The organism is Klebsiella sp. Q2 (assembly GCF_009900705.1).
Classification (GTDB): Bacteria; Pseudomonadota; Gammaproteobacteria; order Enterobacterales; family Enterobacteriaceae; genus Klebsiella; species Klebsiella quasipneumoniae.
In genome coordinates this window covers 244,484-260,306 of sequence record NZ_JAAABE010000006.1, presented here as the reverse complement: position 1 = coordinate 260,306, position 15,823 = coordinate 244,484, and the positions used below count along the sequence as shown (strand labels likewise).

Below are 15,823 nucleotides of genomic sequence, written 5' to 3'. Positions count from 1 at the left end.
CATATCATTGATTTGCTTAAAATGTGTGAAGCCAGGCGGGCAGGATAGTTTCGGGCCGATATAATCACGCCGTTAGTGCTGGACTATCAAAACACAGGGAATCTGTATGCAAATCCTCATGGGACTTATCGGCATGGTGGCGCTGTTGGCCATTGCTGTGCTGCTCTCCAATAATCGAAAAGCCATTAACCTGCGTACCGTGCTCGGCGCCTGGATAATCCAGGTGGGTATCGGCGCGTTAATATTGTATGTACCGGCCGGGCGCTCGGCGCTGTTAGCGATGTCGAACGGCGTCGCCAGCGTTATTGCCTACGGCAATGAAGGGATTAGTTTCATCTTCGGCGGGCTGGTTTCCGATAAAATGTTCGAGGTATTTGGCGGCGGCGGCTTCGTCTTTGCCCTGCGCGTGCTGCCGGTGATCGTTTTCTTCTCGTCGCTGATTGCCGTGCTTTACTACCTGGGCATTATGCAGCTGGTCATTCGCATTCTCGGCGGCGCGCTGCGGGCGGTTCTGAAGACCTCGCGTACCGAGTCGCTGTCGGCCACGGCGAACATCTTCGTTGGTCAGACCGAAGCGCCGCTGGTGGTGCGTCCTTATATCGCCACCATGACCCGCTCGGAGCTGTTTGCGGTCATGTGCGGCGGCCTGGCCTCGGTGGCGGGTTCCGTGCTGGCGGGCTATGCGCAGATGGGCGTTCCGCTGGAGTACCTGATTGCCGCGTCGTTTATGGCGGCGCCGGGTGGACTGCTGTTTGCCAAAATTATCGTACCGGAAACGGAGAAACCGGACGATAACCCAGCTCATGACCGCCAGAGCGCGGATGCGGATAAACCGGCCAACGTGCTGGACGCCGCCGCCTCCGGCGCCGCGTCTGGTATGCAGCTGGCGCTCAACGTCGGCGCGATGCTGCTGGCGTTTATTGCGCTGATCGCTCTGCTGAACGGCATTCTGTCCGGCCTCGGCGGCTGGTTTAACCATCCGGAGCTGTCGCTGCAGATGATCCTCGGCTGGGTCTTCTCACCGCTGGCGTGGGTGATCGGCGTGCCGTGGCACGAAGCGACGGTAGCGGGGTCGTTTATCGGCCAGAAGCTGATCATTAACGAGTTCGTGGCCTATATGAACTTTGGCGAGTATCTGAAGGCGGACGCTGAGGTGGCGGCGGCCGGGCTGCAGGTCATTTCAGATCACACCAAAGCCATTATCTCTTTCGCGCTATGCGGATTCGCCAATCTGTCATCGATCGCCATCCTGATTGGCGGCCTCGGGGGGATGGCACCCAACCGGCGTCAGGATATCGCCCAGCTTGGGCTGCGTGCGGTGGCGGCGGGGACGCTGTCTAACCTGATGAGCGCCACCATCGCCGGGGTTTTCCTCGCCCTCTAAACCTGTTACCTGAACCAGCGGCCGTCGCGTCGCTGGTTTTATTGGGTTTGTGAAAATTCCATCATTTCTGGTTTTCAGAAAAACCATTTACATTTCAAATGATAATCATTTTATTACCGGCAGTGCGGACAAAATGTGCGCCACGTTGTCGAGTGGCGCTGTTATTATGTGTTAGAATTGTCACATCCCCATTGGTTGCAGAGTTTTGATTATGCTTAAGAGGGGCGTGATGATAATTGTCGCGGTATGCACCGATGTTTCGTGATTAAAATCACATTACAGTAATGCAAATTAGTAAGTAGTTTTCATTAACTGTGATGAATGTCGAAGTGTAACAGCGAGTGAATGTTACAATAGTAACAGACTCGCAAGGTGAACAAACTATTGAACCGGCACTGCGCCGGCGGAGTATGAAATGACTGATTTAAAAGCAAGCAGCCTGCGCGCGTTAAAACTGATGGACCTGACCACCCTGAACGACGACGACACCAATGAGAAGGTGATTGCCCTGTGTCATCAGGCGAAAACCCCGGTGGGTAACACCGCGGCGGTCTGTATCTATCCGCGCTTCATCCCGATTGCCCGTAAGACGCTGAACGAGCAGGGAACGCCGGATATCCGCATCGCCACGGTCACCAACTTCCCGCACGGTAATGACGATATCGACATTGCTCTGGCGGAAACCCGCGCGGCGATCGCTTACGGTGCTGATGAAGTGGACGTGGTTTTCCCGTACCGCGCGCTGATTGCCGGTAACGAACAGGTCGGCTTCGAGCTGGTGAAAGCCTGTAAAGAGGCCTGCGCGGCGGCCAACGTGCTGCTGAAAGTGATCATCGAAACCGGTGAGCTGAAAGAAGAAGCGCTGATCCGTAAAGCGTCTGAAATCTCTATCAAAGCCGGGGCCGATTTCATCAAAACCTCGACCGGTAAAGTGCCGGTGAATGCCACGCCAGAAAGCGCGCGCATCATGATGGAAGTCATTCGTGATATGGGCGTTGAGAAAACCGTTGGCTTCAAACCGGCGGGCGGCGTGCGCAGCGCGGAAGATGCGCAGCAGTTCCTGGCGATCGCCGATGAGCTGTTTGGCGCCGACTGGGCCGATGCTCGTCACTACCGCTTTGGCGCCTCCAGCCTGCTGGCCAGCCTGTTGAAAGCCCTGGGTCACGGCGACGGCAAGAGCGCCAGCAGCTACTGATTGTCAGACATTGCCGGATGAGGCTTCACTTATCCGGCCTACAGGATCGTAGGGCGGGTAAGCGTAGCGCCACCCGCCACCATTCACCCGATTCCTCATGGGGGTTACCGTGTTTCTCGCACAAGAAATTATTCGTAAAAAACGTGATGGTCAGGCATTAAGCGATGAAGAGATCCGCTTTTTCATCAACGGCATCCGCGACAATACTATCTCAGAAGGGCAGATCGCCGCGCTGGCGATGACCATCTTCTTCCATGATATGTCTATGCCGGAGCGCGTTTCGCTGACCATGGCGATGCGGGATTCCGGTACCGTTCTGGACTGGAAAAGCCTCAACCTTAACGGCCCGATCGTCGATAAACACTCCACCGGCGGCGTCGGGGATGTCACTTCGCTGATGCTGGGGCCGATGGTGGCCGCCTGCGGCGGCTATGTGCCGATGATTTCCGGCCGCGGCCTCGGCCATACCGGCGGTACCCTGGATAAACTGGAAGCGATCCCGGGCTTCGATATCTTCCCGGACGACAACCGCTTCCGCGAGATTATTAAAGATGTCGGCGTGGCGATTATCGGGCAGACCAGCTCCCTCGCTCCGGCGGACAAACGTTTCTATGCCACCCGCGATATTACCGCGACGGTGGACTCCATCCCGCTGATCACCGCCTCGATCCTTGCCAAGAAGCTGGCGGAAGGGTTGGATGCGCTGGTGATGGACGTTAAAGTCGGCAGCGGCGCGTTTATGCCGACTTATGAGCTTTCCGCCGCGCTGGCGGAAGCGATCGTCGGGGTCGCCAACGGCGCCGGCGTGCGCACCACCGCGCTGCTGACCGATATGAACCAGGTGCTGGCCTCCAGCGCCGGGAACGCCGTTGAAGTTCGCGAAGCGGTTCAGTTCCTGACCGGCGAATACCGCAACCCGCGCCTGTTCGACGTGACGATGGCGCTGTGTGTGGAGATGCTGATTTCCGGCAAGCTGGCGGCGGACGATACCGATGCGCGCGCGAAGCTGCAGGCGGTACTGGATAACGGTAAAGCGGCGGAAGTCTTTGGTCGTATGGTCGCGGCGCAGAAAGGACCGAGCGACTTTGTCGAGAATTATGATCATTATCTGCCGACGGCGATGCTGAGCAAAGCAGTCTATGCTGATACCGAAGGTTTTATCAGCGCAATGGACACTCGCGCGCTGGGCATGGCAGTGGTTTCTATGGGCGGCGGCCGCCGTCAGGCATCAGATACCATTGACTATAGCGTTGGCTTTACCGAGATGGCGCGTCTGGGTGACCGCGTGGACGGACAGCGTCCGCTGGCGGTGATCCATGCCAAAGACGAGAACAGCTGGCAGGAGGCCGCGAAAGCGGTCAAAGCGGCCATTAAACTGGACGATAAAGCTCCGGAAATTACACCGACAGTCTATCGCCGTATCACTGAATAGCGATATACTGATCTGATCGCTTTTTTGCAGCGCAAGATGTATGGAGAACAAGATGAAACGTGCATTTATCATGGTGCTGGACTCCTTTGGGATTGGCGCAACGGAAGACGCAGACCGCTTTGGCGACGTCGGCGCCGATACGCTGGGTCACATTGCGGAAGCCTGCGCCAAAGGCGAAGCTGACCACGGCCGCAAAGGCCCGCTGAATTTACCGAACCTGACCCGTCTGGGGCTGGTGAAAGCGCATGAAGGCTCCACCGGTAAAATTGCCGCCGGAATGGATGGCAATGCCGAAGTGATTGGCGCCTATGCCTGGGCGCATGAACTCTCTTCTGGTAAAGATACGCCGTCCGGCCACTGGGAAATCGCTGGCGTGCCGGTACTGTTTGACTGGGGCTACTTCAGCGATCACGAAAACAGCTTCCCGCAGGAGCTGCTGGATAAGCTGGTGAAACGCGCCAACCTGCCGGGCTACCTCGGCAATTGCCACTCTTCCGGGACGGTGATCCTCGATCAGCTCGGCGAAGAGCATATGAAAACCGGTAAACCGATTTTCTATACCTCCGCTGACTCCGTATTCCAGATCGCCTGTCATGAAGAGACCTTTGGCCTCGACAAACTGTATGAGCTGTGCGAAATCGCCCGTGAAGAGCTGACCGAAGGCGGCTACAACATTGGCCGCGTCATCGCCCGTCCGTTTATCGGCGATAAAGCCGGCAACTTCCAGCGTACTGGCAACCGTCACGATCTGGCGGTCGAACCGCCGGCGCCGACCGTGCTGCAGAAGCTGGTTGACGAGAAGAACGGCCACGTGGTGTCTGTCGGTAAGATAGCGGATATCTACGCCAACTGCGGCATCACCAAAAAAGTGAAAGCCACCGGGCTGGACGCGCTGTTCGACGCAACCATTAAAGAGATGAAGGAAGCTGGCGACGAGACTATCGTCTTCACCAACTTCGTCGACTTTGACTCCTCCTGGGGCCACCGTCGCGATGTCGCCGGCTACGCGGCGGGTCTGGAACTGTTCGACCGTCGTCTGCCGGAGCTGATGGAGCTGGTAGGGGAAGACGACATTCTGATCCTCACCGCCGACCACGGCTGCGACCCGACCTGGACCGGTACCGACCACACCCGCGAGCATATTCCGGTGCTGGTGTACGGCCCGAAAGTGAAACCAGGTTCGCTCGGTCACCGTGAAACCTTCGCGGACATCGGCCAGACTATCGCGAAATACTTTGGTACGTCTGACATGGAATATGGCAAAGCCATGTTCTGAGGTCATTGCCCGGTGGCGCACAGCGATCCGGGCCTACTATTTTGTAGGCCGGGTAAGGCGTAGCCGCCACCCGGCAAAAACAACAATATAAAAGGAACTGAAGATGGCAACTCCTCACATTAACGCAGAAATGGGCGATTTCGCTGACGTAGTTTTGATGCCGGGCGACCCGCTGCGCGCCAAGCACATTGCCGAAACCTTCCTCGAAGACGTGCGTGAAGTGAATAACGTGCGCGGCATGCTGGGCTTCACCGGCACCTATAAAGGCCGCAAAATCTCCGTAATGGGCCACGGGATGGGTATCCCGTCCTGCTCTATCTACACCAAAGAGCTGATCACCGATTTCGGCGTTAAGAAAATCATCCGCGTTGGCTCCTGCGGCGCAGTGCGCGAAGACGTCAAACTGCGCGACGTGGTGATCGGCATGGGCGCTTGCACCGACTCCAAAGTGAACCGTCTGCGTTTTAAAGACCATGACTTCGCGGCGATTGCCGATTTCGGCATGGTGCGTAACGCGGTAGACGCGGCGAAAGCGTTGGGCGTTGACGCGCGCGTCGGCAACATCTTCTCCGCAGACCTGTTCTATACCCCGGACCCGTCCATGTTCGACGTGATGGAAAAATACGGCATCCTGGGCGTGGAAATGGAAGCGGCGGGTATCTACGGCGTGGCGGCGGAGTTCGGGGCGAAAGCGCTGACCATCTGCACCGTGTCTGACCATATTCGTACCCACGAGCAGACCACTGCCGCGGAGCGTCAGACCACGTTCAACGACATGATTAAAATCGCGCTGGAATCGGTACTGCTGGGCGACCAGGAGTAAGCGTGGTATAGCCCGGTAGCGCTTTGTTTACCGGGCTTGAGTCAAATCTGTAGGCCGGATAAGGCGTAGCCGCCATCCGGCTTTTTTTATCAGCGCACTGCGCCGGCAATCCATGCCGACAGCTCTTTCAGTTCCGCTTCTTGCTCCGGGAAATCGCCGACCAGCGCCTCACACTGCTGCTGCAAAACCTCAGCCCGATACTGACAGCCGACTAAGCGTGCCGCCAGCGCCTCCAGCGGCGCCGGATTCAGGCTATCGGTAAAGGCCTGCGCGCGGGTGATATGTCCTTTCTCAACGTCAAAATGCAGCTCGACGCCGCCCCAGGGGAAGCGCTCGTCCAGCAGGTGGGAAAAGGCGGGCGCCTGGCCGAAGTTCCATTCCCAGCTGCTCTGGCGAGCGAAAGTGTCGGCAAAGTTCGGCAGGTCCGGCGTGTTGTCCGGGGAGATCACCTCGGCGTCTACCCGTTCGCCGTAATGGCTGAAGAACGCCTCCTGGATCGCCTCGCAAACTTGCTGATGGGTAATGCCCGGCAGTAGCTCAACCAGATTCGCCACTCGCCCGCGCACCGAGGTAATGCCTTTAGCCTGCAGCTTTTTCTGGTCCGGGTTGAGGTAGTTGGCAAGACGGCTTAAATCGGCGTTGAGCAGCAGGGTGCCGTGGTGAAAACCGCGGTCCATGGTTTCACGATAGGCGGAGCCGGAGACTTTGCGGTCGCCGCTGTTGGTTTTGACCACCAGATCGTTGCGCCCGGAGGCTTCGGCGGTTACGCCGAGTGAATTGAGCGCCGCCAGCACAATAGCGGTGGAGACGGTTTTGTCGTACTCCGGTTTGCCAGCCATAAAGGTAAAGCAGGTATTGCCGAGGTCGTGGAACACCGCGCCGCCGCCGCTGCTGCGACGGGCCAGCCGCACATGATCTTCTTCCATTCGGCGGGTATTACACTCCTTCCACGGGTTCTGCGCGCGGCCGATGACCACGGTATCGGCATTGCGCCACAGGAACAGCACCCGCTGGGTGGCGGGCATCTGGCGGAAAATGCACTCCTCGACCGCCAGGTTGAACCACGGGTCGTAAGAGTCAGAAAGCAGGAGGCGCAGTGTGGACATTATAGATTTCCTTTCTTTTCATCGTCTTCATCCTCAACCGGCTTGTTGGCGGTGAGCAGGAAGGGCGATTGCTGCCAGCGGGTGCGTTTGCCCTGCAGCAGCGTGCGGGTCAGTACCACGCCGATGGCCAGGGACAGCAACAGCATCAGGCGTAAGATATTGGTGGTATTATCCACCTGCTTCGCCTCGGTCGCCAGAGTATGGGTATCGAGGGTCAGACGCAGATAGCCCAGCGGGCCATTTTTTCCCGGCACCGGTTCGACAACCTGCTGGTTGAAGTAGCCGCCGGCTTTCTTACCATCCAGCGCCAGCCGGTCGCGAACCTCGACGCTTTCGCCAGAGCGCGCCACCAGGTCGCCCTGTTCGTCATATACCCCGGCGTCAAGTACGCGGCTGTTGTGGGTGAGCTGCGTCAACAGCTGATGGATGCGCTTCTCGTCCGGCGTCTCGCTGCGCATCAGCGGCGCGAGATTCAGCACCACCTGCTGCGCCAGCGTGCGGGCCAGCTCTTCCAGCTGCGGATTGCGTTGTTTCTGACTGTTCTGACTGAACCACGAGGCGCCCTGCATCAGCGCGACGAGCAGGGCGAGACAGATAAGGACAATGACCGCACGATGCAGCCGGAATTTCAGTTTTGCGCGAACCATATTCCACCTTTGAAAATTTGCAGCTTAATGTTGCCAGAAGCGCTGGTTACAAGGTAGCCTCATGCGTTATTTTCCTCGCCTGAATGAAGAGATGTGGAGCCGTAATGCCTAACAGTTTGACCTGGTGCGACCTGCCTGAAGACGTTTCCCTGTGGCCTGGGTTGCCGCTTTCCCTGAGCGGTGACGAGGTCATGCCGCTGGATTATCACGCCGGGCGCAGCGGTTGGCTGCTGTACGGACGTGGGCTGGATAAACGCCGTCTGACGGCGTGGCAGCGCGAGCTGGGCGCCGCGTTAGTGATCGTCGCCTCCTGGGTGGTCGAGGATTACCAGGTGATCCGCCTGGCGGGCTCGCTTACCCCGCGTGCGACGCGACTGGCGCATGAGGCGGGGCTGGACGTCGCGCCATTGGGTAAAATTCCCCATCTGCGCACCCCAGGGCTGCTGGTGATGGATATGGACTCCACGGCGATCCAAATTGAATGCATCGATGAGATCGCGAAACTGGCCGGCACCGGCGAGCTGGTGTCAGAAGTGACCGAGCGGGCGATGCGTGGCGAGCTGGACTTCACCGCCAGCCTGCGCCAGCGCGTGGCGACGCTAAAAGACGCCGATGCCAACATTCTGCTGCAGGTTCGCGACGCGCTACCGCTGATGCCGGGCCTGGCGCAGCTGGTGCTCAAGCTGGAAACGCTGGGCTGGAAGGTGGCGATCGCCTCCGGCGGCTTTACCTTCTTTGCGGAGTATCTGCGCGACAAACTGCATCTCGACGCGGTGTTCGCCAACGAACTGGAGATCCGCGACGGTAAGCTTACCGGCAACGTGCTCGGCGATATCGTCGATGCCAAATACAAAGCCAATACGCTGCGTAAGCTGGCGGAAAAGTATGAGATCCCAACGGCGCAGACCGTGGCCATCGGCGATGGCGCCAACGACCTGCCGATGATTAAGGCTGCCGGGCTTGGCATCGCGTATCATGCGAAGCCTAAAGTGAATGAACAGGCGGAAGTGACTATCCGCCACGCTGACCTGATGGGGGTATTCTGTATTCTCTCGGGCAGCATGAACCAAAAGTAAGAGGTAAACGTGGCGAAAGCTCCAAAACGCGCATTTGTCTGTAATGAATGTGGTGCGGATTATCCGCGGTGGCAGGGGCAATGCAGCGCCTGCCATGCCTGGAATACCATCACCGAGATGCGCATCGCCGCGTCGCCGCAGGTGGCGAGAAACGAGCGTTTGTCAGGCTACGCCGGTAACGCCGGCGTCTCGAAGGTGCAGAAGCTGTCAGACATCAGCCTGGAAGCGCTGCCGCGTTTCTCCACCGGGTTTAAAGAGTTCGATCGCGTACTCGGCGGCGGCGTGGTGCCGGGCAGCGCGATCCTGATTGGCGGCAACCCCGGCGCGGGGAAATCGACCCTGCTGCTGCAGACTTTGTGCAAGCTGGCGGAAGGGATGAAAACGCTGTACGTCACCGGGGAGGAGTCCCTTCAGCAGGTGGCGATGCGCGCCCATCGCCTTGGGCTGCCGACGGCGAACCTGAACATGCTCTCGGAAACCAGCATTGAGCAGATCTGTCAGATTGCCGATGAAGAAAAACCGCAGCTGATGGTGATCGACTCAATCCAGGTGATGCATATGGCCGACGTTCAGTCGTCGCCGGGCAGCGTCGCCCAGGTACGTGAAACGGCGGCCTATCTGACGCGCTTTGCCAAAACTCGCGGCGTGGCAATCGTTATGGTCGGCCACGTCACCAAAGACGGTTCGCTGGCCGGCCCGAAGGTGCTGGAGCACTGTATTGACTGCTCGGTGCTGCTGGACGGCGATGCCGACTCCCGCTTCCGCACTCTGCGCAGCCACAAAAACCGCTTTGGCGCGGTGAATGAGCTGGGCGTTTTCGCCATGACCGAGCAGGGGCTGCGCGAAGTGAGCAACCCGTCCGCTATCTTCCTCAGCCGGGGAGATGAAATCACCTCCGGCAGCTCGGTGATGGTGGTCTGGGAAGGGACCCGCCCGCTGCTGGTGGAGATCCAGGCGCTGGTGGATCACTCGATGATGTCCAACCCGCGCCGCGTGGCGGTGGGGCTGGAACAGAACCGTCTGGCGATCCTGCTGGCGGTGCTGCATCGCCACGGCGGCCTGCAGATGGCCGATCAGGACGTTTTCGTCAACGTGGTCGGCGGGGTGAAGGTCACGGAAACCAGCGCCGATCTGGCGCTACTGCTGGCGATGGTCTCCAGCCTGCGCGATCGCCCGCTGCCGCAGGACCTGGTGGTCTTTGGCGAAGTGGGGCTGGCCGGCGAAATTCGCCCGGTGCCGAGCGGTCAGGAGCGTATCTCCGAAGCAGCGAAGCATGGCTTCCGCCGCGCCATCGTCCCGGCGGCCAATGTGCCGAAAAAAGTGCCGGAAGGCATGCAAATCTTTGGTGTGAAAAAGCTTTCAGACGCGCTAAGCGTTTTTGACGACTTATAATAAGTTAAAAGGAGATTAGCGATGTCGTCATTTGACTATTTAAAAAGCGCCATAAAGCAGAAAGGCTGTACCCTGCAGCAGGTGGCGGAAGCCAGCGGGATGACCAAGGGGTATCTCAGCCAGCTGTTGAACGCCAAAATCAAAAGCCCGAGCGCGCAGAAGCTTGAAGCGCTGCATCGCTTCCTCGGGCTGGAGTTTCCCCGCCGACAGAAAAGCGTCGGCGTGGTGTTTGGTAAGTTTTACCCGCTGCATACCGGGCACATCTATTTGATTCAACGCGCCTGTAGCCAGGTCGATGAGCTGCATATCATCATGGGTTATGACGATACCCGCGACCGCGAGCTGTTTGAAGAGAGCGCCATGTCGCAGCAGCCAACGGTGCCTGACCGCCTGCGCTGGCTGCTGCAGACCTTTAAATATCAGAAGAATATTCGCATCCATGCGTTCAATGAAGAGGGGATGGAGCCCTATCCGCACGGCTGGGATGTGTGGAGTCATGGGATCCGCGCTTTTATGAGCGAAAAAGGGATCGAGCCGAACCGGATCTATACCTCGGAAGAGGCCGATGCGCCGCAGTACCTTGAGCATCTGGGGATCGAGACGGTGCTTATCGATCCTAAGCGGACCTTTATGAATATTAGCGGCGGCCAGATCCGCGAGAACCCGTTCCGCTACTGGGAATATATTCCGACGGAAGTGAAACCGTTCTTTGTGCGGACGGTGGCGATCCTCGGCGGCGAGTCGAGCGGTAAATCAACGCTGGTCAATAAGCTCGCCAATATCTTCAATACTACCAGCGCCTGGGAATATGGCCGGGATTATGTCTTTTCGCATCTCGGCGGCGATGAGATGGCGCTCCAGTATTCTGATTACGATAAAATTGCCCTCGGGCATGCCCAGTATATTGATTTCGCAGTGAAATATGCCAACAAGGTGGCATTTATCGATACCGACTTCGTCAGTACTCAGGCGTTCTGTCTGAAGTACGAGGGGCGTGAGCACCCGTTCGTGCAGGCGCTGATTGATGAATACCGCTTTGACCTGGTGATCCTGCTGGAGAACAACACCCCGTGGGTGGCTGATGGGTTACGCAGTCTTGGGAGTTCGGTGGATCGTAAAGAGTTTCAGTCGCTGCTGGTGTCGCTGCTGAAAGAGAATGAGATCGAGTTCGTCCATGTTAAGGAGTCGGACTATGATACGCGCTTCCTGCGCTGCGTCGAGCTGGTGAAGCAGCTGATGGGGGAGCAGGGGTAGATCCTCTGCGGGCTGATGCCCTCACCCCGGCCCTCTCCCGGTGGGAGAGGGAGCAAACCCTAAAAAAGGCAACTTGCGTTGCCTTTTTACTTTTACCTTGCCCTCACCCCGGCCCTCTCCCGGTGGGAGAGGGAGCAAACCCTAAAAAAGGCAACTTGCGTTGCCTTTTTACTTTTACCTTGCCCTCACCCCGGCCCTCTCCCGGTGGGAGAGGGAGCAAACCCTAAAAAAGGCAACTTGCGTTGCCTTTTTACTTTTACCTTGCCCTCACCCTGGCCCTCTCCCACTGGGAGAGGGAGCAAACATTAAAAAAGGCAACTTACGTTGCCTTTTTGCATTTTATTTTGAGATACGTTTGTACTTGATTCGCTTCGGCTCCAGCGCGTCGGCGCCGAGAGTGCGTTTCTTGTACTCTTCGTACTCGGTAAAGTTACCTTCGAAGAACTCCACCTTACCTTCATCCTGGTAATCCAGAATGTGGGTGGCAATACGGTCAAGGAACCAGCGGTCGTGCGAGATAACCATCGCGCAGCCCGGGAACTCCAGCAGGGCGTTTTCCAGCGCGCGCAGGGTTTCGATATCCAGGTCGTTGGTCGGTTCATCGAGCAGCAGGACGTTACCGCCGACCTGCAGCAGCTTCGCCAGGTGCAGACGACCGCGTTCACCGCCGGACAGCTCGCCAACGCGTTTACCCTGGTCGACGCCTTTGAAGTTAAAGCGGCCCACGTAGGCGCGGCTCGGCATTTCGGTGTTGCCGATCTTCATGATATCCAGGCCGCCGGACACTTCTTCCCACACGGTTTTGCTGTTGTCCATCGCGTCGCGGAACTGATCGACGGAAGCCAGCTTAACGGTTTCACCCAGGGTGATGGTGCCGGAATCTGGCTGTTCCTGGCCAGACATCATGCGGAAGAGGGTGGATTTACCCGCGCCGTTCGGACCGATGATGCCGACGATAGCGCCTTTCGGTACCGAGAAGCTCAGATCGTCGATCAGCACGCGGTCGCCGTAGGATTTGCGCAGATGGCTGACTTCCAGAACTTTATCGCCCAGACGCGGGCCTGGCGGAATGAACAGTTCGTTGGTCTCGTTACGTTTCTGGTATTCAACGTTGTTAAGCTCTTCAAAGCGCGCCAGACGGGCTTTGCCCTTAGACTGACGGCCTTTCGCGCCCTGGCGTACCCACTCGAGCTCTTTCTCGATGGATTTGCGGCGTGCGGCTTCCTGAGAAGCTTCCTGCGCCAGACGCTGATCTTTCTGCTCCAGCCAGGAGGAGTAGTTGCCTTCCCACGGAATACCTTCGCCGCGGTCAAGTTCGAGGATCCAGCCGGCGACGTTATCGAGGAAGTAACGGTCGTGGGTAATCGCCACCACGGTGCCTTCGAAGTCGTGCAGGAAGCGTTCCAGCCAGGCGACGGACTCGGCGTCGAGGTGGTTAGTCGGTTCGTCGAGCAGCAGCATATCCGGTTTTTCCAGCAGCAGGCGGCACAGCGCGACGCGGCGGCGTTCACCACCGGAAAGATTAGCGATTTTCGCATCCCAGTCCGGCAGGCGCAGGGCGTCGGCCGCGCGCTCCAGCTGCACGTTCAGGTTGTGGCCGTCGTGCGCCTGGATAATCTCTTCGAACTTGCCTTGCTGTGCGGCAAGCTTATCGAAGTCCGCATCCGGCTCGGCGTATTTGGCATAGACTTCGTCCAGACCCTTCAGCGCGTTAACCACTTCGGCGACCGCTTCTTCCACGGACTCGCGCACGGTGTGCTCCGGGTTGAGCTGCGGCTCCTGCGGCAGGTAGCCAATTTTAATGCCGGGCTGCGGACGCGCTTCACCTTCGATCTCGGTGTCGATACCGGCCATGATGCGCAGCAGGGTAGATTTACCGGCGCCGTTCAGACCGAGCACACCGATTTTCGCGCCAGGGAAAAAGCTGAGGGAGATATTTTTCAAAATATGACGTTTCGGCGGAACCACTTTGCCGACACGATGCATGGTATAAACGAATTGAGCCACGTTGGACTTCGCCTCTTTCTATTTTGATAGATAGTTCAAAGCCGAAGTGTAGCCTTTTTCGCGCGCTAATCCCAGCGAGGCGACAGGATTCACAGAAGCGTAAAAAAATGTTCAGGACATGGCGCGTTTAGCGTTGTCTGATTAGCATAAGTAAAGCCGCCTGCCGAACCGGCAGGGGCTTTTAAGCGGCACGATGCTGCGAAAATGCACCTGAAAGAGGAAGAGCTTGTGGAAAAAGCCAAAAAAATGGCGTGGCATCTTTTGGCTGCCAGCGTTGGTCTGTTGGCGTTGAGTCAGCTGGCGCATGCGGATTCACTGGATGAACAGCGCAGCCGCTACGCACAAATTAAGCAGGCGTGGGATAACCGGCAGATGGATGTGGTTGACCAGCTGATGCCCACGTTAAGCACCTATCCCCTGTATCCCTATTTGCAGTACCGGCAGATTACCGACGATCTGATGAACCAGCCGGCGCTGGTGGTGAAAAACTTTATTGACGCCAACCCGACGCTGCCCCCGGCGCGTTCATTACGTTCGCGCTTCGTGAATGAACTGGCCCGTCGCAGCGACTGGCGCGGCTTGCTGGCGTTTAGCCCCGATAAGCCGACCAGCACCGAGGCGCAGTGCAACTACTACTACGCCAAACTGAGCGTGGGTCAGTCGCAGGAGGCCTGGAGCGGAGCGAAAGCGCTCTGGCTGACGGGCAAGAACCAGCCCGGCGCCTGTGAACCGCTGTTCAGCGCCTGGCGCGACTCCGGCCAACAGGATCCGCTGGCCTATCTCGAACGGATCCGCCTGGCGATGAAGGCCGGCAATATTGGGTTGGTGAAATCGCTGGCCCAGCAGATGCCTGCCAACTACCAGAGCATCGCCAGCGCCGTGGTCGCCCTGGCTAACGATCCTAACAGCGTTCTGACCTTTGCCCGCACCACCGGGGCGACGGACTTTACCCGCCAGATGGCCGCCGTCGCTTTCGCCAGCGTCGCCCGTCAGGATGTGGAAAATGCCCGTTTGATGATCCCTTCGCTGGTGCAGGCCCAGCAGCTCAATGAGGATCAGACCCAGGAGCTACGCGATATTGTCGCCTGGCGCCTGATGGGGAACGATGTGACCGAAGAGCAGGCCATCTGGCGCGACGATGCGATTATGCGCTCGCAGTCCACGCCGCTGGTGGAGCGGCGGGTACGGATGGCGCTGGGGACGGGCGATCGCCATGGTCTGAATACCTGGCTGGCGCGCCTGCCGATGGAGGCGAAAGAGAAAGACGAATGGCGCTACTGGCAGGCGGATCTGTTGCTGGAGCGCGGCAGGGACGAGGAAGCGCAGGCGATCCTCCGGTCGTTGATGCAGCAGCGGGGTTTCTACCCGATGGTCGCTGCGCAGCGTCTCGGCGAGGAGTATACCTTCCGCATTGATAAAGCGATTGGCACGCTCGATCCGGCGCTGGCCTCCGGTCCGGAGATGGCCCGGGTGCGCGAGCTGATGTACTGGAATATGGATAACACCGCGCGCACTGAATGGGCGAACCTGGTCACCAGCCGTAGTAAATCCCAGCAGGCGCAGCTCGCGCGTTACGCTTTTGATCAACACTGGTGGGATCTGAGCGTGCAGGCGACGATCGCCGGAAAACTGTGGGATCAGCTGGAGGAGCGCTTCCCGCTGGCCTATAACGATCTGTTTGCCCGCTATATCAGCGGTAAAGATATTCCGCAGAGCTACGCGATGGCGATTGCCCGCCAGGAGAGCGCCTGGAACCCGAAAGTGCGCTCGCCGGTCGGCGCCAGCGGGCTGATGCAGATTATGCCGGGCACCGCGACGCATACCGTCAGCATGTTCAGCATTCCCGGCTACAGCGGCCCGTCGCAGCTGTTGGATCCGGAAACCAACATCAACATCGGCACCAGCTATCTGCAGTACGTTTACCAGCAGTTCGGTAATAACCGCATCTACGCCTCGGCGGCCTATAACGCCGGGCCGGGTCGGGTACGCACCTGGCAGGGGAACAGCGCCGGACGGATCGACGCCGTGGCGTTTGTCGAGAGTATTCCGTTCTCGGAAACACGCGGCTACGTGAAGAATGTCCTCTCCTATGACGCCTACTATCGCTACTTTATGGGACAGCAGGATAAGCTCTTCAGCGATGCGGAGTGGCGGCAGCGTTACTGATCGCCGGGAAGTATGTTATGCTTTGTACTCGTTGAAGAGTACATTCGACGGGCAGCGTAAGCTGC

At 58.4% G+C, this 15,823-nt stretch carries 12 protein-coding genes; 9 read left to right on the top strand and 3 right to left on the bottom strand.

What is annotated here, in order from left to right:
* Positions 1–106 precede the first annotated feature (106 nt).
* The 5 genes from GT756_RS21750 (at position 107) to deoD (ending at position 6,110) form a co-directional block, all read left to right on the top strand.
* Complete coding sequence (locus tag GT756_RS21750) at positions 107–1,384, top strand: NupC/NupG family nucleoside CNT transporter (protein ID WP_004886527.1); 1,278 nt, start codon at positions 107–109, stop codon at positions 1,382–1,384.
* Between the two features lie 415 nt (positions 1,385–1,799).
* Positions 1,800–2,579 carry a deoxyribose-phosphate aldolase gene (deoC, locus tag GT756_RS21745; RefSeq protein ID WP_004886530.1) on the top strand — a complete coding sequence of 260 codons (780 nt, stop codon included), beginning with the start codon at positions 1,800–1,802 and terminating at the stop codon, positions 2,577–2,579.
* 109 nt (positions 2,580–2,688) lie between these two features.
* Positions 2,689–4,011 (top strand): thymidine phosphorylase, encoded by a 1,323-nt coding sequence (gene deoA, locus GT756_RS21740; RefSeq protein ID WP_032431297.1) that lies wholly within the window; start codon positions 2,689–2,691, stop codon positions 4,009–4,011.
* Positions 4,012–4,063: 52 nt separating this feature from the next.
* Positions 4,064–5,287: a phosphopentomutase gene (deoB, locus tag GT756_RS21735; protein WP_004886536.1), complete on the top strand. Its 1,224-nt coding sequence runs from the start codon at positions 4,064–4,066 to the stop codon at positions 5,285–5,287.
* 103 nt (positions 5,288–5,390) lie between these two features.
* A complete protein-coding gene (gene deoD, locus GT756_RS21730; protein ID WP_004886539.1) occupies positions 5,391–6,110 on the top strand; it encodes a purine-nucleoside phosphorylase in 720 nt (239 codons plus the stop codon).
* An 89-nt stretch (positions 6,111–6,199) separates the two neighbouring features.
* Here deoD and lplA read toward each other — a convergent pair whose 3' ends face one another.
* Both lplA and GT756_RS21720 read right to left on the bottom strand, forming a co-directional pair.
* On the bottom strand, positions 6,200–7,216 hold the full coding sequence (lplA, locus tag GT756_RS21725; protein ID WP_064178542.1) for a lipoate--protein ligase LplA: 1,017 nt from the start codon (positions 7,214–7,216) through the stop codon (positions 6,200–6,202).
* On the bottom strand, positions 7,216–7,863 hold the full coding sequence (locus GT756_RS21720) for a YtjB family periplasmic protein (RefSeq protein WP_004886544.1): 648 nt from the start codon (positions 7,861–7,863) through the stop codon (positions 7,216–7,218). Before GT756_RS21720 ends, lplA begins: the two co-directional genes overlap by 1 nt.
* Before the next feature lie 104 nt (positions 7,864–7,967).
* Between GT756_RS21720 and serB the strand changes: the two genes are divergently transcribed.
* From serB to nadR, 3 genes are read left to right on the top strand one after another with little or no spacing between them, the layout of a single operon-like run.
* Positions 7,968–8,939: a phosphoserine phosphatase gene (gene serB, locus GT756_RS21715; RefSeq protein ID WP_004886545.1), complete on the top strand. Its 972-nt coding sequence runs from the start codon at positions 7,968–7,970 to the stop codon at positions 8,937–8,939.
* Positions 8,940–8,948: 9 nt separating this feature from the next.
* A complete protein-coding gene (gene radA, locus GT756_RS21710) occupies positions 8,949–10,331 on the top strand; it encodes a DNA repair protein RadA (protein ID WP_002887800.1) in 1,383 nt (460 codons plus the stop codon).
* A gap of 21 nt (positions 10,332–10,352) precedes the next feature.
* Positions 10,353–11,585, top strand: coding sequence for a multifunctional transcriptional regulator/nicotinamide-nucleotide adenylyltransferase/ribosylnicotinamide kinase NadR (gene nadR / locus GT756_RS21705; RefSeq protein ID WP_004886547.1), 1,233 nt, complete (start codon positions 10,353–10,355; stop codon positions 11,583–11,585).
* Positions 11,586–11,924: 339 nt separating this feature from the next.
* Here the strand turns inward: nadR and ettA are convergent, their stop codons facing one another.
* On the bottom strand, positions 11,925–13,592 hold the full coding sequence (gene ettA, locus GT756_RS21700; RefSeq protein ID WP_004204211.1) for an energy-dependent translational throttle protein EttA: 1,668 nt from the start codon (positions 13,590–13,592) through the stop codon (positions 11,925–11,927).
* Positions 13,593–13,820: 228 nt separating this feature from the next.
* Between ettA and sltY the strand changes: the two genes are divergently transcribed.
* Positions 13,821–15,758, top strand: coding sequence for a murein transglycosylase (gene sltY / locus GT756_RS21695; RefSeq protein WP_004204212.1), 1,938 nt, complete (start codon positions 13,821–13,823; stop codon positions 15,756–15,758).
* Positions 15,759–15,823: the final 65 nt, after the last annotated feature.

Coding starts and splice junctions, on each gene's coding strand:
- GT756_RS21750 (WP_004886527.1), top strand. CDS start 107: ATGCAAATCCTCATGGGACTTATCGGCATGGTGGCGCTGTTGGCCATT.
- deoC (WP_004886530.1), top strand. CDS start 1,800: ATGACTGATTTAAAAGCAAGCAGCCTGCGCGCGTTAAAACTGATGGAC.
- deoB (WP_004886536.1), top strand. CDS start 4,064: ATGAAACGTGCATTTATCATGGTGCTGGACTCCTTTGGGATTGGCGCA.
- deoD (WP_004886539.1), top strand. CDS start 5,391: ATGGCAACTCCTCACATTAACGCAGAAATGGGCGATTTCGCTGACGTA.
- lplA (WP_064178542.1), bottom strand. CDS start 7,216: ATGTCCACACTGCGCCTCCTGCTTTCTGACTCTTACGACCCGTGGTTC.
- GT756_RS21720 (WP_004886544.1), bottom strand. CDS start 7,863: ATGGTTCGCGCAAAACTGAAATTCCGGCTGCATCGTGCGGTCATTGTC.
- serB (WP_004886545.1), top strand. CDS start 7,968: ATGCCTAACAGTTTGACCTGGTGCGACCTGCCTGAAGACGTTTCCCTG.
- nadR (WP_004886547.1), top strand. CDS start 10,353: ATGTCGTCATTTGACTATTTAAAAAGCGCCATAAAGCAGAAAGGCTGT.